At 67.2% G+C, this 20,268-nt stretch carries 17 protein-coding genes; 5 read left to right on the top strand and 12 right to left on the bottom strand.

The window, feature by feature from the left end; translation table 11 throughout:
* Nucleotides 1-145: 145 nt before the first annotated feature.
* Both CLU86_RS14945 and CLU86_RS14940 read right to left on the bottom strand, forming a co-directional pair.
* Nucleotides 146-4,159 carry a DUF748 domain-containing protein gene (locus CLU86_RS14945; RefSeq protein ID WP_099742160.1) on the bottom strand — a complete coding sequence of 1,338 codons (4,014 nt, stop codon included), beginning with the start codon at nucleotides 4,157-4,159 and terminating at the stop codon, nucleotides 146-148.
* A gap of 265 nt (nucleotides 4,160-4,424) precedes the next feature.
* Entirely contained in the window at nucleotides 4,425-5,186 is a 762-nt protein-coding gene (locus CLU86_RS14940) for an alanyl-tRNA editing protein (RefSeq protein ID WP_099742159.1), read from the bottom strand.
* An 89-nt stretch (nucleotides 5,187-5,275) separates the two neighbouring features.
* Between CLU86_RS14940 and CLU86_RS14935 the strand changes: the two genes are divergently transcribed.
* Nucleotides 5,276-6,115 carry a creatininase family protein gene (locus CLU86_RS14935; RefSeq protein ID WP_099743597.1) on the top strand — a complete coding sequence of 280 codons (840 nt, stop codon included), beginning with the start codon at nucleotides 5,276-5,278 and terminating at the stop codon, nucleotides 6,113-6,115.
* Between the two features lie 157 nt (nucleotides 6,116-6,272).
* Here the strand turns inward: CLU86_RS14935 and CLU86_RS14930 are convergent, their stop codons facing one another.
* Nucleotides 6,273-6,737: a DUF1203 domain-containing protein gene (locus CLU86_RS14930; protein WP_099742158.1), complete on the bottom strand. Its 465-nt coding sequence runs from the start codon at nucleotides 6,735-6,737 to the stop codon at nucleotides 6,273-6,275.
* A 386-nt stretch (nucleotides 6,738-7,123) separates the two neighbouring features.
* Between CLU86_RS14930 and CLU86_RS14925 the strand changes: the two genes are divergently transcribed.
* The 3 genes from CLU86_RS14925 to CLU86_RS14915 all read left to right on the top strand — a co-directional run bounded on the left by CLU86_RS14925 (nucleotide 7,124) and on the right by CLU86_RS14915 (nucleotide 11,329).
* The gene (locus tag CLU86_RS14925; RefSeq protein WP_099742157.1) at nucleotides 7,124-7,510 is read left to right on the top strand and encodes a DUF2946 family protein; all 387 of its coding nucleotides are present in this window, start codon (nucleotides 7,124-7,126) and stop codon (nucleotides 7,508-7,510) included.
* 208 nt (nucleotides 7,511-7,718) lie between these two features.
* Entirely contained in the window at nucleotides 7,719-9,815 is a 2,097-nt protein-coding gene (locus CLU86_RS14920; RefSeq protein WP_099742156.1) for a TonB-dependent receptor, read from the top strand.
* A gap of 2 nt (nucleotides 9,816-9,817) precedes the next feature.
* Nucleotides 9,818-11,329 (top strand): PepSY domain-containing protein, encoded by a 1,512-nt coding sequence (locus CLU86_RS14915; RefSeq protein ID WP_099742155.1) that lies wholly within the window; start codon nucleotides 9,818-9,820, stop codon nucleotides 11,327-11,329.
* A gap of 1,046 nt (nucleotides 11,330-12,375) precedes the next feature.
* Here CLU86_RS14915 and CLU86_RS14910 read toward each other — a convergent pair.
* Complete coding sequence (locus CLU86_RS14910) at nucleotides 12,376-13,047, bottom strand: histidine phosphatase family protein (protein ID WP_099742154.1); 672 nt, start codon at nucleotides 13,045-13,047, stop codon at nucleotides 12,376-12,378.
* Nucleotides 13,048-13,282: 235 nt separating this feature from the next.
* On the opposite strand from CLU86_RS14910, the gene CLU86_RS14905 reads away from it, so the two are divergent.
* Entirely contained in the window at nucleotides 13,283-13,750 is a 468-nt protein-coding gene (locus tag CLU86_RS14905) for a DUF2846 domain-containing protein (protein WP_099742153.1), read from the top strand.
* An 82-nt stretch (nucleotides 13,751-13,832) separates the two neighbouring features.
* Here CLU86_RS14905 and CLU86_RS14900 read toward each other — a convergent pair whose 3' ends face one another.
* The 8 genes from CLU86_RS14900 to CLU86_RS14865 form a co-directional block, all read right to left on the bottom strand.
* Nucleotides 13,833-14,828 carry a threonine dehydratase gene (locus CLU86_RS14900; protein ID WP_099742152.1) on the bottom strand — a complete coding sequence of 332 codons (996 nt, stop codon included), beginning with the start codon at nucleotides 14,826-14,828 and terminating at the stop codon, nucleotides 13,833-13,835.
* The gene (locus tag CLU86_RS14895) at nucleotides 14,825-15,466 is read right to left on the bottom strand and encodes a LysE family translocator (protein WP_099742151.1); all 642 of its coding nucleotides are present in this window, start codon (nucleotides 15,464-15,466) and stop codon (nucleotides 14,825-14,827) included. The genes CLU86_RS14900 and CLU86_RS14895 overlap by 4 nt, the downstream gene beginning before the upstream one ends.
* 2 nt (nucleotides 15,467-15,468) lie before the next feature.
* Nucleotides 15,469-16,182, bottom strand: coding sequence for a VOC family protein (locus CLU86_RS14890; RefSeq protein ID WP_099742150.1), 714 nt, complete (start codon nucleotides 16,180-16,182; stop codon nucleotides 15,469-15,471).
* Nucleotides 16,179-17,081, bottom strand: a complete 903-nt coding sequence (locus CLU86_RS14885) for a PhzF family phenazine biosynthesis protein (RefSeq protein ID WP_099742149.1) — start codon at nucleotides 17,079-17,081, stop codon at nucleotides 16,179-16,181. The genes CLU86_RS14890 and CLU86_RS14885 overlap by 4 nt, the downstream gene beginning before the upstream one ends.
* A gap of 133 nt (nucleotides 17,082-17,214) precedes the next feature.
* Nucleotides 17,215-18,084 (bottom strand): PhzF family phenazine biosynthesis protein, encoded by an 870-nt coding sequence (locus tag CLU86_RS14880; RefSeq protein ID WP_099656804.1) that lies wholly within the window; start codon nucleotides 18,082-18,084, stop codon nucleotides 17,215-17,217.
* Nucleotides 18,085-18,105: 21 nt separating this feature from the next.
* Nucleotides 18,106-18,732, bottom strand: a complete 627-nt coding sequence (locus CLU86_RS14875; protein WP_099742148.1) for a glutathione S-transferase family protein — start codon at nucleotides 18,730-18,732, stop codon at nucleotides 18,106-18,108.
* Between the two features lie 6 nt (nucleotides 18,733-18,738).
* Nucleotides 18,739-19,944 carry a PLP-dependent aminotransferase family protein gene (locus CLU86_RS14870; protein ID WP_199175128.1) on the bottom strand — a complete coding sequence of 402 codons (1,206 nt, stop codon included), beginning with the start codon at nucleotides 19,942-19,944 and terminating at the stop codon, nucleotides 18,739-18,741.
* Nucleotides 19,941-20,264, bottom strand: a complete 324-nt coding sequence (locus CLU86_RS14865) for a cupin domain-containing protein (protein ID WP_099742147.1) — start codon at nucleotides 20,262-20,264, stop codon at nucleotides 19,941-19,943. The genes CLU86_RS14870 and CLU86_RS14865 overlap by 4 nt, the downstream gene beginning before the upstream one ends.
* Between the last annotated feature and the right edge of the window lie 4 nt (nucleotides 20,265-20,268).

Genomic DNA, 20,268 nt, shown 5'->3' with positions numbered 1-20,268 from the left:
GTTTGGTTCCGGCCCCGCCATGGTTTCGATTCTCAACCCACCATTGTGCTCGGAGCCCCCCAATCCCTTGGAAACTGACGCGGCGCCAGTACCAGTGCCCCCACGCAAGGGCAGCCCCGCCGCGCCGCAGGCGACTCAGGGGGGGTCACTGCGTCGCCAGGCTCAGTTCCGCATGCGGTGCGCCCTTGGGCACCTGGCTGCCGGTTTTGGGAGCGGCCAGGAAGAGGCGCTCGGCAGGCAGCTTTTGTGCGGCCAGATAGCTTTGGATGGCGTGGCCGCGCTGGGCGGCCAGTTCGGCCGCCATGGCTTCGGTGGCGGGCTGGTTGGCCATCAGCAGGGCTTCCATCTCGGGCGCCGTGAGGTCTTTGGCCAGGCCCACCAGGTTGCGGGGCTTGGGGATGCTGGCGCGGCCATAGGCGGACTTGAGCAGGGCGGGGTACTCGTCGGCGGTGACGGGCTCGGTGCTGTCAGGCTGGGCGCGGCGCTTTTCTGCGCGCACCAGCTGCTGCAAGCGTTCGCGCTGCAGGCCCTCGCGCTCTTCGGCCAGGTTGGCGGTGCCTGTCACGGTGAGCTTGAGGGTGGGGCGGTCGGCTAGGGCCTTGGCGACCTTGCCCAGGTTTTGCTGTGCCTCGGGGCTGAGGGTGGCGCTGCCGGGGGCAAAGGCCACGCTGCTCATCTCCTCACCGCCACCAAAGGCGCTGGCCAGCAGGCTGAAGGGCGAGGTCAGGGCCTTGCCGATCAGGTTGAGGATGACCTTGCCAATCACCGGCCCCAGGCGGAACTGCGGGTCGTTCAGCGAGCCGCTGATGGGCAGGTCCAGGTCGATCACGCCGCGCCGGTCGGCCAGCAGCGCCACGGCCAGGCGCACCGGCAGGCTGTTGGGCGCGCCCGCCACGGGCTCGCCAAAGGTCAGCTGGTTCAGCACGATGCGGTTGTTGGCCGTCAACTGCCCGTTGGGCAGCACCTTGTAGGCCACGTCCACGCTGAGCTTGCCGCGTTCAATGCCATGGCCTGCGTACTTCACCGCATACGGCGACAGCGGGGGCAGGTCCAGGTCGCGCACCTTGCCCGCAATGTCCAGCGCCAGCGGCTGGGCCAGTGGGTTGAGTTTGCCCGTGACCTCCAGCGAGGCCGAGCCCTCGGCGCGGCCCAGCAGCTCCAGCGCGGCCAGTTGGGGCTCGCCACCCGGCGCCTGCGACGAGAAGGCGCTCAGCTTGCCGGTCAGCTCGCTCAGGTCGGCCGAGTAGTTGGGTTTGATGAAGAAGTCAGAAAACAGCACCTTGCCATTGACCAGGCTCACCGGGCCAAACTGCACCACCGGCGCCAGCGGGTCGCGCGCTGCCGTCTGCACGGGCTGCGGGGCCGATGCCGCAGACGCCGCAGGCGCGGGTGACGAAGCTGCCGTTGCGGATGCCGTGGTTGCAGGTGCCGTTGCGGTGGCCTCGGCATCGCCCTTCACGATGTCGCGCAGGTTGATGCGCCCGGCCTCGTTGATGGTGATGCGCGCGAAAAAGTCCTGCAAGCTGGTCTCGCTCACCTGCACCTTGGGGGCGGTGCCGGGGGCCGTGGCCACGCTCAGGCCACGCAGGTTCAGGCTCTTCCAGGCCAGCAGTTCCTCGCCCACCTGGGCTTCGGTCAGTGGGGTGGATGCGCCCGTGCTGTTGGCCTTGAGTTCTTCAATGGCCGCATCGCCCGCCAGCTTCAGGCTAGGGCCTTTGTCAGACTGCGCAAACGCCACCTGCCCCCGAAAGCCCACATCAGCGCGCAGCAGCTCAATGGCCAACTGCTGGGCCAGGTAGCCGTCCAGCCCGTGCACGGGTACGCGGGTGGCGTCCAGCTTGCCCTGGGTGGCCAGGGGCTGCAGGGCCAGCGTGCCCTGGTAGTCGATCTTGCCGGCTGTGCTCTTGGTGTTGCCCTTGCCCGCCGCTGCGCGGGCGCTCAGCGTGAAGGCGCCGGGCTTGCCGCTGTCGGTGGCCAGGTTTTTGGCGCTCACGTCGAGGGCCGATACCTCCAGGGCCACGGGGCGGGGCTGGGCGTTGTCGGCAAAGGCCACAGCGCCGCCTTGCAGGGCCAACTCGCCCACGCGCACCACCCAGGGGGCTTCGGTGGGCGTTTTTGCTGCCGTGGTCTCGCTCGCTGCGGTGGGTGTCTGTGCCTGGGCCTTGGCCCAGCGCTCAAACATCCAGCGTCCGTCGCTGCCGCGCTCCACGGCCAGCTGGGGAGTGTTCAGGCTCAGCGATTCCAGCGTCATGGTGCGCTCGTCCAGCGGCAGCTGCAGGCCCTTCACCTCCAGCTTGGCCAGGCTGACGAGGGACTTGCTGCCCTGGCGCAGGGCCAGTTGCTCCAGCGCCAGCGGGCCTGCGGTCACTGTCAGGCCTGTGGCGTTTTTGGCCGAGCTTTGGCCTGGGGCCTGCCATTGCAGCCCCAGGGTGCCGGTGAGCTGGCCCGCCAAGCTGGGCTCCAGGTACTGCGCCACGTAGGGCGCCGCCAGTTGCAGCGCCAGCGCTTCGGTGGTGATTTGCAGCTGCGCTTTTTGCTCGGTGGCCTCGCCTTCAAACGCCAGCTTGCCTTCAGGGGCTGCTGGTGTGTCTGTCTTCGCTGCCACCGCTTTGGACGCACCTGCCTTGGCTTTGCCCGTCTGTCGGGCGGGGGGCACGGTGGCGTTGGTCGCGCTGGCCGCACTGCCTGCATTGGCATTGGGCAACACCATGGCGCCTTTGAAGGCCACGGGCTTTTCCAGCGGCAAGGCCAGCCCGGTCAACTCCAGCGCCAGTTGCTGCGCCTGCAACGCGGCGGCGGGGCGGGTGGTTTGGTCGTCCCAGTGCACGGTACCTTGGTGCACTGTGGCGCGGGCCACGGTCACCTTCCAGGGGGCGGGGGGTTGCGCAGCAGGTGCGGCAGCTTGCTTGGTGGGCCTGCTGGCTTTGGCCGTGCTGCTGGATGCCCTGGTTGGTGCGCTGGCCGGGACCGATGCGGCTGCGCTGGCGGGCTCGCTGCCCTCGGCACCGGCACCGGCTGCGGCGGAGGCCGCTGGTTCAGGCGCGGCAGCCGTCGCGGTGGCTGCGTTGGGCGCCCCTGCGGCCGGGCTGTTGCCCAATTGCGCCAGGTTCAGCAGCCCGGCGGCATCGCGGCGGGCGTGCAGCACGGGGGCGGCCAGCTCCACCTGGGCCAGGTCCACCACCTGGTCCAGCGGGCGCACATCGGCCATGTCCACCGTCAGGCGCTCATAGGTCAGCAGGTCCTGCCCTTCGCGGTCGGTCAGTTGCACATCGCGGGTCTGCACCTTGCCCGAGAGCTTCACAGCCATGCGCGGCGCCTGCTCAAAGGCCAGCTTCACGTCCACGTCCAGCGTGGCGGCCTTCAGCCGAATGGGCAGGCTGGCGGGCAGGTAGCCCAGGTAGGGGGCCAGGTTCAGGCCCTCCCAGCGGATCTGGGCGTCGGCATGCCCCGTTTGGGCGAACGGCGTGCTCTGGGCCGACGAGTCAAAGCGGCTGCCCTCCAGCGTGAAGGCCAGCCGGGGCTCCACGCGCACTTCCTTTGTGTCGGCCAGCGTGCTGATGAACGGCACGGAGAGCAACAGGTCCTGCACCGAATGGGTCTTGCCCACAGCGTTGTCGGTAAAGTCCACGCGCCCGCCCTGCAGCAGCAGGTTGTACAGCGCCAGCCGCGCGGGCTCGGTCGATGGGGGCGTTTCTGGTGCGTCCTTGGGGGCCGTCAGCTTGGCCATCACATCGTCCACGTCATAGCGGCCCTGGCCCAGGTGGGTGATGCGCAGCACGGGGTTTTCCACCGTGAAGGCATCTACCACCGGCGCCAGGCGCAGCAGCGACTGCAGCTCGGCATCGACATACACGCGCCCAATGGTCAACTGCGCGGGGCCTGCCTCGCTACCTTTGGCACCTGCCACGGCAATGTCGCGCAGCGTCAGCTCCAGTGACCAGGGTTTGAAGTCGAGCGAGCCCACCGTGACGGTGCGGCCCAGCTGCTCGCTGGCCAGGCGCTCCAGCGGCCCCTTGACCAGGGCGGGGACCGACAACCACGACAGTGCCCACACCCCCAGCAGTGCGGCCAGCGCCCGTGTGGCGGGCTTGAACCAGCGGCGTTGCCGCAGGGCGATGAGTTGGGGGTGGCCGAGCAGGGCGCGCAAAGGGGCTGGCATGGAGGGTCAGAAAATGAAGTGGGCTGGGGCCCTGCACACCGTGGGGTGCTGCGGGCCCGTGGCTGGTTTCAACGCGGACAGAGGTGCAAAGGTAACAGCGCCCGGCATGCTGCAGAAGTATCTTTTTGTAGAGCGCGGCAGCGTCACGGTGCAAAGCCCAGCACCACCCTGCGGGTGGTGGCGGGCATTCCGTGGCTTCTGGTGTGCCCCCACTGGCGCTGCGCGCCAACGAGTGCACCTCGAAGAAAAGCGCTATTCGCTGCGCTCATGGGGCAAAGCCCAGCACCACCCTGCGGGTGGTGGCGCTTTTCTTTTCAATCTTTGTGACTACGATGGGGCCGATCTCGGAGGTGTTGGCCACGTGCGTTCCGCCGCAAGGCTGCAGGTCGATCAATGGCGCGCCGCCATCACTGCCATCGCCGCCAATGCGGATAGTGCGAATGCGCCCCGTGCCCCGGGGCGGTTGCACGCTCATGCTTTTGACCAAAGTGGGGTTGGCGTCCAGCTCCTCGTCGCTGATCGACGCCACCGTGAGCGGGTGGGCTGCAGCCACCAGCGCGGCGATGGCGGCGGTGAGCTGCTCCTTGTCCAGCGGGTCGGTCATGGCGAAATCCAGCCGGGCGTAGTCGGGGGTGATGGAGCAGCCATTGACCAACTGCGGCACCACATGGCACAGCAGGTGCGATGTGGTGTGCAGCCGCATCATGCGGTGGCGGCGTTCCCAGTCGATGCGGGCGGTGACGGTGGTGCCGGGTGCCAGCGTGGCCAGCAGGGCCTCTTGCCCCGGTGCGGGCACATGCACGATGTCGCTGGTGGGGTTGCCCTCGGCATCCTTGCCCTTGCGGGTGTCGGCAATCGCCAGCTGGGCGCCATCGGCCAGCACCAGCACCCCACTGTCGCCCGCCTGGCCGCCGCCCAAAGGGTAGAACACCGTGCGGTCCAGCACGATGCCCGCTTCGGTCACGGCGGTGAGTTGGGCGCTGCATTCGCGCAGGTAGGCGTCTTGGCGGAAGAGGTCTTGGGTCATGGGGTGATGTTAGCGGGCGCTGGCAAACTTGCCGCTGCGCTGGCTGCATTTCAGTCACACGGCGCTGCTGCACCGCTACCATGCGGGTCATGACTTCTGCCGCCGCACCCTCTGCCTTGTCCTCCCGCTTCTGGGCCGACCTGTCTACCCGCGACTTTGCCGCGCTGCAGGCCAGCGGCCAAGCAGAGCATCTGGTGGCTGTACTGCCTGTGGCGGCGGTGGAGCAGCATGGCCCGCACCTGCCGTTGTCGGTCGATGCCACGCTGCTGCAAGGCGTGATCGACGCCGCCCTGCCGCACCTGGGGGCTGACGTGCCTGCGCTGTTTTTGCCCCCGCAAAACATTGGCCTGAGCACCGAGCATGAAAATTTTGCGGGCACGCTCACCCTGTCCCCCGCCACGGTGATCGCCTTGTGGACGGAGCTGGGCGCCTGCGTGGCGCGGGCGGGGGTCAAGAAGCTGCTCCTCTTCAACAGCCACGGCGGCAATGTGGCGGTGATGGACATCGTGGCGCGCGAGCTGCGCCAGCGCCACGGCCTGCTGGTGTACAGCGCCAGCTGGTTTAGCCTGCCCCAGCCGTCCGAGGTGCAAGGCCTGTTCAGCGCCGCAGAGCACCGCTTCGGCATCCATGCGGGTGATATTGAAACGTCGATGATGTTGCACCTGGCGCGCGGCACCGTCCGCATGGAACACGCGCAGAACTTCCGCTCCACCTCGCAAGATCGGTCCGAGCGCCACGCCATCTTGGGTAACGGCAAAAGCGCCAAGATGGGTTGGGCCATGGAGGACTATCACGAGAGCGGCGCTGTGGGGCAGGCCGATGCGGCTACGGCCGACAAAGGCCGTGCGGTGGTGGAGGCTGCGGGCGAGGCCTTGGCGGCCCTGCTGGCCGAACTGGTGGCGTTGCCTCTGGAGACGGTGCGGCGGTAGGTTTTCGATGTTTTTGGCTGTTTGGCCCGTCCAATAAGCGCTAGAAGCTATTGAATTGATAGCGTTTTGCGGGCTGCCCTGGCGCAACCAGGGTACGCCAGACGGGCTGCCGCTTGCACCCGCGCCACGCGCAGTCGCCAGCGTGGCTGTGCCAATTTCATCCCCGGTCCACGCGGCATTGGAAGCAATTGAACTTGGAGCGGATGTGCACATACGCGACCTCGGGGTCGGCCAGAATCTGGCGGCACCTGTCGGTGAGTTCCTTGCCCGCAACGATGGCCCCCGTTTCGTACCGTATCCAGTGGTTGTGCCCGTAGCCGCGAATCACGGCCGGGTCCAGATAGGCAAACCAGTCGGGCAGTCGGTCTGCTTGGTAGTGCTTGCAATCGTGCGCATGCAAAAAGATCGGCCCCGTTTCTGCATAAGGCTGCAAATCGGCAAAGGGTCGGTAAGAGAGAACGCGCATGGCGTCGCCGGGCGCGATCAGCTGCAGGCAGTGGCGGCACGGGTTGGCCTGGCCTTGGGCCACGGTCTGCAATGGCGTCTGCCCATTCGCGTCGTCGCCGCCCGCTTGCAGTCGCCGCGCCACCTCGCTCGGAATCCCCTGTACGGACAGTTTCATGGCTTCACCTCTTCGGTCGTGGTTGGGTCAGCCGCCATTGCACTGCGGCGGCGGGTTCCACGCGCGCTGCTTTCGGACATGCCCTTCCCGGCGCCACCCGGTGGTGGTGCGACAGAACAGGAGTGCACTGGGGAAACTGGGGGCACTGGCGGGGGTTGGGCCTTGGCATTTCCATGCCCATGCCGAATCCGTCTTTGCGCGTGCCTCGGCTTCGACAGGCTCCATCCAAACGGCGGTGGCCCGGGTTGGTCTGATTGCTATGAAGTTGATAGCTTGTAGCGCTTGATCCCAAAGCGCTAGCGCCCAAATTTCTTTGAATTGATCTCCATCACCCCTGCACTTTTTAGCCCCACCGCAACCCCCAGCCACCCGCCATAATCTGCGGCATGCACCGCCTGCGCACCACTCCCTTCCTCGCCCGCCTGGTGCTGGCGTGGTTTTTGGGCGTGGTCGGACTGGCGGGTGCGGCGCCGCTCATCCATCCGCAGTCGCTGGAGCTGGTGTGCGGTGCCTCCGGGGCCGTCAAGCTGGTGGTGGTGAGCGCGGCCGGCGACGATGCATCAACGCCCCGCCAGCAAGCGCTGGGCCCGCACGGGCTCGATTGCACTCTGTGCCTGCAGCTGCAAGCGCCCCCGCCCAGCCTGCCGCCCGTGGCGGTGCCCCGTGTGGCGGCGCAGCCTGTGCCCGTGCCCTGGCAGGCGCGGGTGTTCACGGCCTCATGGCACGGCGCGCCGCTGCCTGCGCGGGGGCCGCCGGGGTTCACAACGGTCTGACTTTGGGGTGCATGCGGCAGGCGCTTGGTTCGCCTGCGGTGCGCCGTTCTTGATCCGATTCTTTTTGCGCTGATCCCGAGACCGCCCGCCCATGGGGCCCGGCTTTGTTGCGCGCCTGTAGCGATCCTGGTGGGGCCGCAGGCGTGAGCGGAGTGGGCCGCGTGCAGGTGTGCCGTGCCGGGGGCGCGTTGTGAACCCTTTGCCAACCATGTCTTCTTATCTTTCCTTGGGCGTGCGTTTTGCGTGCCCTGCACGGCCTGCCCGCTCCCTCATCGCTGTCGCCGTGGGCGCAGCCATCGCTTCGCTCGCTGCATCTGCCTGGGCCCAGACCGCTGTCTCCGAATCTGCCAACGACGCCGCCCTCACGCTGGGCACCATCACCGTGCAGTCGGCGCCCTCGGGCGCGCTCAATGTGCGCAATGTGTTCAGCTCGGTCGATATCCTGGGCGCCAGCGTGCTGCAAGACCAGCATGTGGACTACAGCTGGGAGCTGCTCGCCCGCGCCCCCGGCGTGCAGGTCACGCAGTTTAAGCAGGGCACGGACGCCGGGCGGTTTTCGATGCGAGGCTTCAACGGCGAAGGCCGGGTCAACGCCGTCAAGCTGCTGATCGATGGCATCCCCAGCAACGACAACGCGGGCGGCATGCCGTTTCTGGACGCGGTGTTTCCGCTGGACATTGAAGCCATCGAGATCGTGCGCGGCACCAACGACCCGCGCTACGGCCTGAACAACATTGCAGGCAATGCCAACGTCATCACCCGCCAGGGCGGCAACGACGGCCAGGCCAGCGTGACGCTGGGCAGCTACGGCACGCGCGAGCTGCAACTGGCCAAGGGCTTTGAAAGTGGCAACTGGAGCCAGAACTACTTTGTGGCCACCCGCGAATCGGACGGCTACCGCGACCATGCCGATGCCGATAAAAAGGCGCTGGCGGGCAAGTGGTTCTATACCAGCGACGGCGGACAGTGGCGCGCGGGCGTCATCGCCCGTTACTACAAAAACAAGGCGCTTGAATCCGGCTACCTCACGGCCGAGCAGGCCGCCCGCGCCCCGCGCAGCTCGCCCACCTACGCCGCGTGGGACCGCAGCGAACGCGAGACCACGCAACTGAGCGCGCACCTGGACGGCCAACTGCCCAACGACCTGGCCTGGACCGCCAAGGCCTACACCCAGCACTACGAGAACCAGCGCTTTGTGCGCTTTTCAGAAGCGGGTGTGCAGCAAGAGCGCGATGGCGATGAAACCCACAGAGGCCTGATCACCACGCTGACCTGGCGGCCCAAGGTGGCGTGGGCGCATGCCTTCACGCTTGAAGGCGGCTTCGATGCCCAGTGGCAGGACAACGATGCCCAGCGCTACCGCACGGTGCAGCAGGCGCGCACCTCGCAGATCCGCGACTGGGACTTTGACCTGAACACCCGGGGCGCCTACGTGCAGGCCGTGGTGCAGCCGGTGCAGGCACTCAAGATCATTCCCGCGCTGCGCGTGGACCGCGTGAACGGCAGTTTTACCGACGGGCTCACCCACACCACATCGCCCGTGCACGACTACGGCACCATCACCCAGCCCAAGATCAGCGTGGCCTACGCCGTGCGGCCCGACACCAGCGTCTACGCCAACTGGGGCCGCACCTTCCAGATCGGCACGGGCATCGACAGCTACCGCACCGCATCGCAAAGCCGCAACCTGGACCCATCGCTCAACGATGGCTGGGAGGCGGGCGTGAAGTGGCAACCTGCTGCAGGCATCGAAACCCGCGTGGCCTATTGGGAGCAACGCGCCAGCGGTGAAGTGGCCCGCGTGCTGGGCGTGAACGGCCTGCCCGACCCCGGCGGCCAGGGTAATGTGGGCCGCACCCTGCGCAAGGGCGTGGACCTGCAGCTCAACGCACGCCTGAACGCGCAGTGGAGCGGCTGGGTGGGCTACTCGTCGCAAATCGCGCGCATTGTGGAGCCCGACCCCAGCGCTCCCGCCACGCGCGGCAAAGAGATTGAAAACGTGCCGCACTATCTGGCCACGTTGGGCGTGGACTACCAGGCCAGCACGCAGCTCAAGCTCAGCGCCTGGGCCAATGCGCAAGGCAACTATTACCTGGAGCGCACCAACACCCTGGGCCGCACCGGGGGTTACGCGCTGCTCAACCTGGGGGCCACCTGGCGCCTGTCGCCCACGCTGGATGTGGGCGTGCAGCTCAAGAACGTCACGAACCGCAAGTATGTCTACGCGTGGTACGACAGTGGCTCGTCGGGCTACTCGCCCGGCGATGGCCGCAGCGCCTACGCCAGCCTGAACTGGAAGTTCTGACCATGGCACGCGCTCTCACTTCTGAGGCCGATGGGCAGGCAGGGCCGGGCCATGCGCTGACCCACAGCAGCCTGTACCGCGCCGTGTGGCGCTGGCACTTCTATGCCGGGCTGCTGGTGCTGCCCCTGCTGATTTGGCTGGCGGTGACGGGCGCGCTCTACATCTACCATGACGCCATCGACCAGCGCGTGCACGCCGACTTGCTGACGGTGCCCGTGCCCGCAGCGCCTGCGGTCGAGCCAGCATCGCACAGCGCGGTGCTGGCCGCTGCCTTGGCAGCCCAGCCGGGGGCGTGGTTCAAGTACACGCCCGCCGCCGCACCGGGCCAATCTGCCGAGGTGGGCGTGCGCACGGTGGATGGGGCCAAGGTGGCCGTGTACCTGAACCCCGCCAACGCCCAGGTGCTGGGCACCCTGAGCGATCGGGGCACGCTGGGCTGGACGATCCGCAAGCTGCACAGCCTCAAATACTTTGGCCCCGTGCAGCGCGGTTTCATCGAGATGGCGGCGGGCTGGGCTGTTCTGCTGGTGCTCACTGGCCTGTACCTGTGGTGGCCGCGTGGATCAGGTGATGCAGGCAAAGGCAAAGCGGGGCGGGGCGGTGTGGTCAGCGTGCGCGGCACCCCGCGCCAGCGTGTGTACTGGCGCGATCTGCATGCGGTGACTGGGCTGGTGGTGGGCGTGGGCCTGCTGTTCCTCGCCATCACCGGCATGCCCTGGTCGGTGCTGTGGGGTGCCCAGGCCAATGCGTGGGCGAACGGCCACAACTTTGGCTACCCGGCTGGAGTGCGCGTGCAGTTGCCCATGTCCGGCCAGCCCCTGGCCGATGCGGCGCACCTGCCGTGGACGCTGCAGCACACGCAGCAGCCGGGCGGTGCGGTTCATGAAGGTCATCAAGGCCACCCAGCGCATGCCCAGGTCAAGACAGAAGACAACCCACACGCCCTGCATGGCGAGGGGGCGGCTGCGCAACCTGCACCCGCAACTGCTGGCTCTGTACGCGCTGCGCTGGACATTGACTCTGTGATGGCCCGGGTGCAGCGCTTGCAACTGGCCCCCGGCTACACCGTCAACCCGCCCCAGGGTGCGCAGGGCGTGTTCACCGCCTCCGTCTACCCGCACGACCTGGCCCGCCAGCGCGTGGTGCACCTGGACCAGTTCACCGGCCAGCCGCTGCTCGACATGTCGTACGCCGACTACGGCCCGCTGGGGCGTTGGCTGGAGTGGGGCATCAACATCCATCTGGGGCAGGAGTGGGGCGTGGCCAACCAGCTGCTGCTGGTGGCGGTGTGCGCGGGCATTGTGCTGCTGTGTGTGTCGGGCGCGGTGATGTGGTTCAAGCGTCGGCCTGCGGGCGGTGTGGGGGTGCCGCCGTTGCCTGTGCATCGTCGCGCTCTTGTGGGTGTGGTGGTTGTGCTGGCGGTGGGCGGGGTGGTGTTTCCGTTGGTGGGGGTGTCGATGGTGGTGTTGGCTGCGGTGGATGCGTGTGTGGTGAAGTGGGGGCGCAGGGTTTGAGGTGTTTTGGGGCTCTGGCGCTTTATTGGTAAGCGCTAGCAGCTATGAAATTTGTAGTGATGCCCTGAGCCTTTCCTGTCCGTTCGGGCTGAGCTTGTCGAAGCGTGGGCACCGCCTCAGTCCATTCACACCGCCATCCGTTCGGGCTGAGCCTGTCGAAGCCAGGGCTCGTTGGTTGGTTTGGACGCATGCCTTTGCTGAGGGCGGGTGCCGGGACGTGCCCCCGGCGGGGCACCTTCTTTTCTTGCGTCGCCAAGAAAAGAAGGCAAAAGAAGGCGACCCCAAGTCTGCGACCCCTTCGCTTTGCGAAGGGGCAAACCTGCGTCGGGACGGTTGCGGGGTGCGCTGCGGAACTCACTGCGCTGCGTAGCAGCTCCGTTCAAACAGCCGCAGCGAGTCAGTTCACGAAGCATGGGCGCTTCGACGCCCATGCCACCCCGCAACCGCCCCGCCGCAGGCGCAGCCACAGGGGGTGGACAGCCGAGCAGCCGAACAGCCACACGGGTCGTCGCTGCGCTCGACCCCGTCAGTGTTGCGCCCAGCGCGAGGCGCTTGAACCCGCGAAGTGGGGCCGAGCGCAGCGATGGCCCGAATGGATGTTGGCTGCCCAGCCCCTCTGTATGCGCCGAGGAGCGCAGCGGCCAGCGGATCAGGGCTCGCGACTGTTTGAGCGCAGTGAAACGAAGCGAGTTTGAGCGAGACCCCGCTGGACGCGAGCACCGCAGGTTGCCCAAAGCGAAGCGCAGGGACGCAGACAGTGGGGTCGCCCTTTCTTTGGTGACTTTCTTTCGGCGAAGCGAAAGAAAGTTACTGCGCCGCCGGGCGCACTCCCCGGCTCCCGCCCCGGGCAAAGGCACGCGGCAAGATCAGCACGCAAGCCCCGGCTTCGACAGGCTCAGCCCGAACGGGTGGGGGTGGCGCCCTGGCTTCGATCAGCTCAGCTCGAACGGTGGGGGCAGGAACATTTCCCGCCAGCTAAATGCTATGGATTCAGTAGCTTTCAGCGCTCATTCCATAAGCCTTGGCGGCCAAAAAAATCAAAAACCTCACGCATGTGTCACCCACCCCACATGCTCCACCTCATTCAAATGCGGCAAGGTATTGAACGTCTGCAGCATCAACCGCTTGGGCGAAATCGAGAACTCTGTCACCGCGCTGTTGCGGATGCGCATGTTCAGTGCGATCGTCACCTCGGGCGCGGTGCCCAGCACCTCGCCCACCGCCGTGGAGATGGGGCCGCCGCTGCTCACCAGCAGCACGTTCTGGCCCGCATGGTGGTGGCGCACGTGGTCGAGCGCGGCGCGCACGCCGCCTGCAAATTCGTCCCAGGTGGGCATGCCCTGGGGGCTGATGACGCCCGCCATCCACTGCGCCAGCGCGTCACACAGGATGCGAAAGTGCGCGCGGTAGCGCTCGGGCGTGTCGGCTGGGCCCAAGGGTTGGGGGTGGATGGCGCTGATGAGCGCATGGCTGTCGTACTCGTTGAGGCCGGGCAGCTGCAGCACCTCGGGCTGGGTCTGCAAGCCCTCGGCAATGCCCTCCAGCGTTTGCGTGTGGCGGCGCAGTGTGCCGGTGATGACGGCATCAAACCCCTGCCCACGTGCGCGCCAATGCTCGCCCAGGCGCACCGCCTGCTGGCGGCCGAGGGGGCTGAGCTGGTCATAGTCTGCAGCGCCAAACGAGGCCTGGCCATGGCGCACGAGGTAGAGGGTTCCCATGCGGCAGATTGTGATGAAGTGCGCGTTGAGCGCTTGTCGCTAGTGCGACGGATGCTATCAATTTGGGAGTTAATTTGCTGCTTCGCAAAATTCCCTTGAAGGCTAGGCGTAACCCTCGGTAACGCACCCCGAATCGGTAGTGAAGGCTGACTAGAATCCCGTCGGCAAAGCACGAGGAGGGCTGGGTCTGCCGTAGGCGACCAGCGGGCTTTGCGATCTCAACCACTGCAACACCATGAAAAAATCACTGTATTTCGCGTTGGCTCTGTCTGTTTTGATGACCGGCTGCGCGTCTGTCGATATGGCTTCCAAAGAGCAATCGGCCAAAGCCAAGGAATTCCAGAAGCCGCCCGCAGGCAAGGCCGGCGTCTACCTGTATCGCAACAGCGCTTTCGGCCAAGGGCTGAGCAAGGATTTGCGTATCGACGGCAACTGCGTGGGTGCCAGCGCCCCCAGCGTTTTCTTCTATACCCAGGTGGACGGTGGCAAGAAGCACGTGGTGGAGACCGAGTCGGAGTTCTCGCCGAACAAGTTGGAAGTGATGTTTGAATCTGGCAAGAACTACTTCATCCGCCAGTTCATCAAGATGGGTGTACTAGTGGGTGGAGCTGATCTGGAACAGGTGTCGGAAGAGCAGGGCAAAGTAGACGTCGCCAAACTGGAGATGGCCCAAGGCGGCAAGTGCCGTCCTCCTGCCAAGTAATTTGTGCGCCGCTGCTGTGCACCAGCAGCACCAACACCAAGGGGGCTTGTCGCCCCCTTTTTTCATGGGCGCTGCTTTGCCTTCAAGAAGCAGTGCCAGCCTGCAGCGCTTGTGCAAACACGGGCGCATCCACGTTGCCGCCCGTCAACGCCAGGCCCACGTGCAGGCCTTGGAGCTGGTCACGCTCTTGCAGCGCAGCCGCCAGCGCGGCAGCGCCCGCGCCCTCTGCCACGTTGTGCGTATCAGTGAACAGTGCGCGCATGGCGGCGGCCACTTCGGCGTCGCTCACCTGCACGATGCGGTCGATGTGCGGGGCCAGCACGGCCAGGGCCTCGGGGTCGGCCACGCGGCACGCCATGCCGTCGGCGAGCTGGGTGGTCACCGGCGCCTCGACCACGTGGCCTGCGGCCAGCGAGTCGGCGTAGGTGGTGGCGTGGCTGCTGACTACGCCGACCACACGAACGGGGTGCTGCAGGGCCAGCTTGGCGGCAATGGCCGAGCACGCGCCCGAGCCCTGGCCGATGGGCACGTAGACCACATCGAGCTGCGGCACGGCGCGCAAGAACTCCCACCAGTAGGTGCTCACGCCACGCAGCAGGTCGGGGTGGAAGCTGGGCACCATGTGGGCGCCGCGCTGGGCCGCGAGCTGCATGGCGTGCTCGCGCGCTTCTTGAAAGTCGTCTCCGTGTTCGATGAGGGTGACGCCCAGGGCGCGCATGGCGGCGTTCTTCTCCACCGAGTTGCCGCGTGGCACGACGATGGTGCAGGCTACGCCGTGGCGGCGCGCGGCCCAGCCCATGCTCTGGCCATGGTTGCCGCGCGTGGCGCTGATCACTTCAGCAGGCAGCGCGCCGCGCTGGGCGAGCTGGTCAAAGTAGGTCAGGCCGCCCCGGATCTTGAATGCGCCGACGGGCGTGTGGTTCTCGTGCTTGAGCCAGCAGTCGGTGCCCAGGCGCTGGCTGAGCAGGCCCCAGCGGTACTGGGGCGTGGCGGCGAAGTCGCGGTACACGACCTGGGCGGCGGCTTCGATGTCGGCCAGGGTGGGCAGCAGGGATGCGATGTCGAGGCGGGCGTTCATGCGACGGCTTTCTTTTCAGTCAACAATTTGAGGGCGAGCAGACCGAGGACGGTGCCCATGAAATAGCGCTGGGCGCGCATCCAGGCGGCGTTGCGGTTGAGGAACAGGGCCACGCGGGCGGCGCCCAGCACCAGCAGGGCGTTCACGGCGGCGCTGGTGCTGATCTGCACCGCGCCCAGCGTGAGGCTTTGCAGCAGCAGCTGGCCGCGCTCGGGGTGCAGGAATTGTGGGAAGAACGACAGGTAGAACATCGCGACCTTGGGGTTGAGCAGATTGGTCATGAACCCCATGAGGAACAGCGTGCGCGGGCTGTCGTGCGGCAGGTTGCGCGCTTCAAACGGTGCGGCGCCGCCCGGTTTGACGGCCTGCCAGGCCATCCACAGCAGGTAGGCGGCCCCGGCGTAGCGGATGGCATCAAACGCCAGCGGCACGGCCGCCAGCAGCGCGGTGAGGCCCAGCGCCGCCGCCAGCAGGTGCACGACAAAACCCAGCACCACCCCGGTCAGCGAAATGAGCCCGGCACGCGGCCCCTGGGTGAGGCTGCGCGAGACGCAGTACACCATGTTGGGGCCGGGCGTGAGCACCAGCACGAGGGCGGCGAGCGCGAAAAGCAGCAGTTCTTGCGGCGAAAACAGCATGGTCAGGTCTCCGGGGTGAAGGATGTGATGGCCACAGGCCCGCGTGGGGTGGCGAGCTGCGCAGTGAGGCGCGGTGCATCGCCGGGGGTGATGGCGACGCTCGTGGCCACCCCGATGGCTGCGCACGCCGCGTGCAATGTGGCTGCCTGCGGGTGCTGCAGCGTGAGCTGCTGCAGCTGCACGCCGCTGGCAGGCAGGCTGTCGCAAGGGTGCACGGCGCCCCATTGGATGAGGGTGGGCAGGCAGCCGTCCATCAAACGCAGGCCGTCGTCGCGCACGGTGATCTGCCACTGCAGCAGGCCGTTCGGCGTGGGGCGGCTGGCGGTGAGGATGGGGCCACGGTCCATGTCTAGCGCCTCCAGGGCGGCGCACCGCTCGGCCACGTTGGGCACGCTGGCCACCCAGTGGATGGGCTGCGGGCCGTGGCGCGCCACCTGCTCCTGCAGCGTGGAATCATCCATGTCAAACCAGCGTCTAGCGCCCGCTGGTCGAGCGCTGGTAGCTCCTGGATTGATAGCAATGACCTCCAGATAGGCGCGCGGGTGTGCGGGGCTGCTGATGTTGATGATGCGGTTGTGCGTGCCCATCAGCGGGTGCTCGCCACCCGCCGTGGGCGCGATGCCCAGTGTGCGCTCGCACCAGGCCACGCCGCTGGCCAGGTCGGCAGCCAGCACGACCAAGTGGTCTACGCACGGGGCCAAGGGGTTCGCTGTCATAGCAGCACCTCGCCCGACACGCAGGTCACGCTGCTGCCGCCCACCCAGATGGTGTCGCCGTCTTGCTCCACGTACACGCGCCCGGCGCGGCCCAGGCAGGTGCCCTGGCTGGCCACGTACTGCGCGGGGGCGAGGCCTGCGCCGATCAGCCACTGCGCCAGTGCGGCGTTCAGGCTGCCGGTCACGGGGTCTTCGGCCAGGCCGTTGTTGCCGGGGAAGAAGGCGCGCACTTCAAAGGCGATGCCCTCGGCATCGGTGCTGCCCACCACGCCGACCTTGCCACGCGGCGCGGAGGCGCCGCTTCCTGCTGTAGGCCCGACCACGCCCACATCCAACTGGCCCAGGATACTGGCGTCGGGCTTCAGTGCCAGCACCTGCTCGCTGCTGCGCAGCATCACGCCGCGCCAGTTCGGGCCGTTGTCGCACCAGGCGTGGTGCAGGATGTCGCTGCGCGCCACGCCCAGGCCGCGTGCGATCAGCACCACGTCTTCTTCCGCCAGGGGGCCGCTCTTGATCAAGGGGGGCGCGGCAAAGGCCAGTTGCTCGCCTTGCTGGCGCAGCGTGACCAGGCCCACACCGCATTCCTGCACCACCTTGCCCGCCACCTGGGGCTGGCCGCCCGCCTTCAGCCACGCGTGGCAGGTGCCCAGCGTGGGGTGTCCGGCAAACGGCAGCTCACGCCCAGGGCAGAAGATGCGCACGTGGTAGTCGGCGCCAGCGGCGCGGCCTTCGGGGGTGGGGGGCAGCACGAAGGTGGCTTCAGAGAGGTTGGTCCAGTTCGTGAACGTCTGCATGGTGTCGGTGGACAGGCCCGTGCCGTCCAGCACCACGGCCAGCGGGTTGCCACGGTAGGCGGTGGCGGTGAACACATCGACTTGTTGGAAGGGGCGGTGGTGCATGGGCTCTCCTGGTTGCGGTGAAACGTGAAACTGGAAACGTCAAAAAAAGAGGGCGGTGTGCGCACGCCGGGGGCTGGCCTGGGGCCATGCCTGCGCACCGCAGCGGGTCAGAAAATGGGTTGTCGGGGGCCGCTCACATCAGCACCGTGCCTTCGATACAGGTCACCGCGTGGCCGCCCACCCACACTTGGGCGTGGCTGTCTTGCGCGATGCGGATGCGTGCGGCGCGGCCCAGGCTTTCGCCCTGGGACGCGAGGTAATGGGTGGGGGCCAGGCCCTCGGCAATCAGCCACTGGGCCAGGCTGGCGTTGAGGCTGCCGGTGGCGGGGTCCTCGTTGTTGCCCATGGGGGCGGCAAAGGCGCGCACCACGGCGCAGGGGCGATCGGGGTCGTCGCCCGCATCGGGGGTGACGTGGATCACGCCCACGTCCTGGCCCAGGTCCTTGAGGCGAGCGTGGTCCGGGCGCAGGCTGCGCACGGTGGCGGCGCTGTCCAGCAGCAGGCCCAGCCACACGGGGCCGTTGTCCAGCATCTGGCTGGCGCGGATCTGCGAGGGCTTGAGGCCCAGCGCACTCGCAATCAGGGGCACCAGCGCGGGGCTGGCGGGGCCGCGCACCAGGGGCGGTGCAGCAAAGGCCATGCTGCCGTCGTCCTGCAATCGGATGCGTACCAGTCCGGCGCCGCACTCTTGCACCACCAGCCCTTCCTCACGCGGTGTGTTGCCCGCCTGCAGCCAGGCGTGGCAGCTGCCCAGTGTGGGGTGGCCTGCAAACGGCAGCTCGTAGCCGGGGGTGAAGATGCGCACGCGGTAGTCCGCCCCTGCGGCGCGCGCGGCCTCGGTGGGGGGCAGCAAAAACGTGGTCTCCGACAGGTTCGTCCAGGCAGCAAAGCGCTGCATGGCGGTGTCCGTCAGGTGGCTGGCATCAATCACCACGGCCAGGGCATTGCCGTCGCCAGGGCGGTTGCTGAACACGTCAATTTGCTTGAATGGGCGCGGGTACATGGCCGGTGGCCTTCCCTTCGGTCAGGCCAGGGGTTGGTCCAGCACCCCCCGCGCGCCAGCACGGGTGCTGACGGTGCGGTACCAGCGCTCCAGCGCCGGGCGTGCGGGCCGCTCTTGCGGCAGGCCCCACCAGCGGTGCAGCTCACAGCCCACGGGGATGTCGGCCATGGTGAAGCGCTCACCCGCCATGAACGGGTGGGTGGACAGGTGCTGCTCCAGCATGTCCAGCAGAGGCTCGGTGGCGGCCACCGAGGCCGCAATCAGCGCACTGTTGCGCTGCGCCGCAGGTGTGCGTATCCACTGGATGAAGGCATCGCGCCCGGCGGGGTTGAGGGTGGTCTGTTGCCAGTCCATCCACTGCTCTGCCACAAAGCGGGCGGGCAGCTCCTCGGGGTAGAACTTGCCGGGCGCATGCCGGGCGCACAGGTAGCGCACGATGGCGTTCGACTCCCACAGCACCAAGCCGGTGTCGTCGTCTTCCATCAGCGGCACCAGGCCGTTGGGGTTGCGTTGCAAATATTCTGCTTCGCGCACCAGGCCAAACTGTCCGCCCGCGTCGGTGCGCTGCAGGGGCAGGCCCAGCTCTTGCGCAGCCCACACCACTTTGCGCACATTGATGGACGACAGGCGCCCCCACAGTCTCAGCATGTTGGATCAGCCCTTGTGCTCACGGATCGCGGCGGCGAGCGCGGCGATGCCGGTGGCAATTTGCTCTGCCGTGGACGTGACAAACGACAGGCGCAGCGTGCGCTGGTCGGCGTTGTCGGCGTAGAAGGCCGCACCGGGCACGAAGGCCACGTTGCGCTCTACCGCCTTGGGCAACAGCTCGATGGCGCTCATGCCTTCTGGCAGGCGCACCCACAGGAACATGCCGCCGTCGGGGCGGTTCCAGTGCACGTCCAGGCCCTGCATCTCCTTCGTCAGCGCAGCCAGCATGGCTTCGCACTGCTGCTTGTACAGCGCGCGGATGGTGGGCACATGGCGGTCCAGGAAGTTGCCCTTCATCACCTCGGCCACCAGGCGCTGGTTGTAGCCGGGCGTGTGCAGGTCGGCCGCCTGCTTGGCTTGCAGCAGCTTGGGATACACCGCCTTGGGTGCCACCACAAAGCCCAGGCGCAGGCCAGGGGCCAGCACCTTGGAGAACGAGCCCATGTAGATGCAGCCCTCGGGGTTGCGGGCCGTGAGCGGTGCGGGTGGTGGGTTGTCAAACCACAGGTCGCCGTAGGGGTTGTCTTCCACCAGCGGCAGGTTCAGCTCGGCGGCTGCCTTGACCAGCGCAGCGCGGCGCGCATCGCTCATGGTGCGGCCGGTGGGGTTCTGGAAGTTGGGCAGCACGTACAGGAAGCGTGCCTTGTCGGCACCGGTGCCCACCTTGGCTTTCAGGTCGTCGATGAGCACGCCTTCATCATCGCTGGCCACGGACACCACGGCGGGTTCCATGGGGGTGAAGGCTTGCAGCGCGCCCAGGTAGGTGGGGGTTTCGACCAGCACGCGGCTGTTTTCGTCGATCAGCACCTTGGCAATCAGGTCCAGCGCCTGCTGCGAGCCGGTGGTGATCAGCACCTGGTCGGCATCCACATCCCAGGGCAGGAAGTCGGCGATGGCTTGGCGCAGCGGGGCAAAGCCTTCGCTGGCGGCATATTGCAGGGCGGCCGGGCCGTCGTTGGCCAGCACGGCGGCCGAGGCTTCGGCAAAGGCCGACACCGGGAAGGTCTTGGGCGAGGGCAGGCCACCGGCCAGGCTGATGATGCCGGGCTTTTCCGTGACCTTCAGGATTTCGCGGATGACCGAGGGGTTCATGCGCTCGGCACGGCGTGCCAGGGTCCAGGTGCTGGTCTGTGGAAGGTCGTTCAGTTTCACTCTCGTTCTCCTCCGGATGGTCCCCAAAAGACCACCCACGTTACAAAATCGTCCGAAAAATGCTCAAAGCGGTGCACTTGCCCCGCAGGCACAAAAAACGCGTCACCCGCCTGAAAGCGGTGGCGCTCATCACCTTGCACAAACTCACCATGGCCGCGCTGGATGAAATACAGCTCATCCTGCGCGTGAGGCTGCTGCGGATCGTGGCCGCGCGGTGCATACAGCTCGGTGCGCATGCTGCCGTGGGCCATCAGCACTGCAAAGCGCTCGCCGTTGGGGCCCGGCAACTGCAGCAATCCTTGCTCCATAGATGTGCGCATGGTG

This window comes from Acidovorax sp. 62 (assembly GCF_002754495.1).
Lineage (GTDB): Bacteria > Pseudomonadota > Gammaproteobacteria > Burkholderiales > Burkholderiaceae_C > Acidovorax.
This window is presented reverse-complemented; position numbering and strand designations above follow the sequence as displayed.

What these genes read in the sequence shown, in the direction of transcription:
- CLU86_RS14945 (WP_099742160.1), bottom strand. Translation starts at nt 4,159, where the DNA reads ATGCCAGCCCCTTTGCGCGCCCTGCTCGGCCACCCCCAACTCATCGCC.
- CLU86_RS14940 (WP_099742159.1), bottom strand. Translation starts at nt 5,186, where the DNA reads ATGACCCAAGACCTCTTCCGCCAAGACGCCTACCTGCGCGAATGCAGC.
- CLU86_RS14935 (WP_099743597.1), top strand. Translation starts at nt 5,276, where the DNA reads ATGACTTCTGCCGCCGCACCCTCTGCCTTGTCCTCCCGCTTCTGGGCC.
- CLU86_RS14930 (WP_099742158.1), bottom strand. Translation starts at nt 6,737, where the DNA reads ATGAAACTGTCCGTACAGGGGATTCCGAGCGAGGTGGCGCGGCGACTG.
- CLU86_RS14925 (WP_099742157.1), top strand. Translation starts at nt 7,124, where the DNA reads ATGCACCGCCTGCGCACCACTCCCTTCCTCGCCCGCCTGGTGCTGGCG.
- CLU86_RS14920 (WP_099742156.1), top strand. Translation starts at nt 7,719, where the DNA reads ATGTCTTCTTATCTTTCCTTGGGCGTGCGTTTTGCGTGCCCTGCACGG.
- CLU86_RS14915 (WP_099742155.1), top strand. Translation starts at nt 9,818, where the DNA reads ATGGCACGCGCTCTCACTTCTGAGGCCGATGGGCAGGCAGGGCCGGGC.
- CLU86_RS14910 (WP_099742154.1), bottom strand. Translation starts at nt 13,047, where the DNA reads ATGGGAACCCTCTACCTCGTGCGCCATGGCCAGGCCTCGTTTGGCGCT.
- CLU86_RS14905 (WP_099742153.1), top strand. Translation starts at nt 13,283, where the DNA reads ATGAAAAAATCACTGTATTTCGCGTTGGCTCTGTCTGTTTTGATGACC.
- CLU86_RS14900 (WP_099742152.1), bottom strand. Translation starts at nt 14,828, where the DNA reads ATGAACGCCCGCCTCGACATCGCATCCCTGCTGCCCACCCTGGCCGAC.
- CLU86_RS14895 (WP_099742151.1), bottom strand. Translation starts at nt 15,466, where the DNA reads ATGCTGTTTTCGCCGCAAGAACTGCTGCTTTTCGCGCTCGCCGCCCTC.
- CLU86_RS14890 (WP_099742150.1), bottom strand. Translation starts at nt 16,182, where the DNA reads ATGACAGCGAACCCCTTGGCCCCGTGCGTAGACCACTTGGTCGTGCTG.
- CLU86_RS14885 (WP_099742149.1), bottom strand. Translation starts at nt 17,081, where the DNA reads ATGCACCACCGCCCCTTCCAACAAGTCGATGTGTTCACCGCCACCGCC.
- CLU86_RS14880 (WP_099656804.1), bottom strand. Translation starts at nt 18,084, where the DNA reads ATGTACCCGCGCCCATTCAAGCAAATTGACGTGTTCAGCAACCGCCCT.
- CLU86_RS14875 (WP_099742148.1), bottom strand. Translation starts at nt 18,732, where the DNA reads ATGCTGAGACTGTGGGGGCGCCTGTCGTCCATCAATGTGCGCAAAGTG.
- CLU86_RS14865 (WP_099742147.1), bottom strand. Translation starts at nt 20,264, where the DNA reads ATGCGCACATCTATGGAGCAAGGATTGCTGCAGTTGCCGGGCCCCAAC.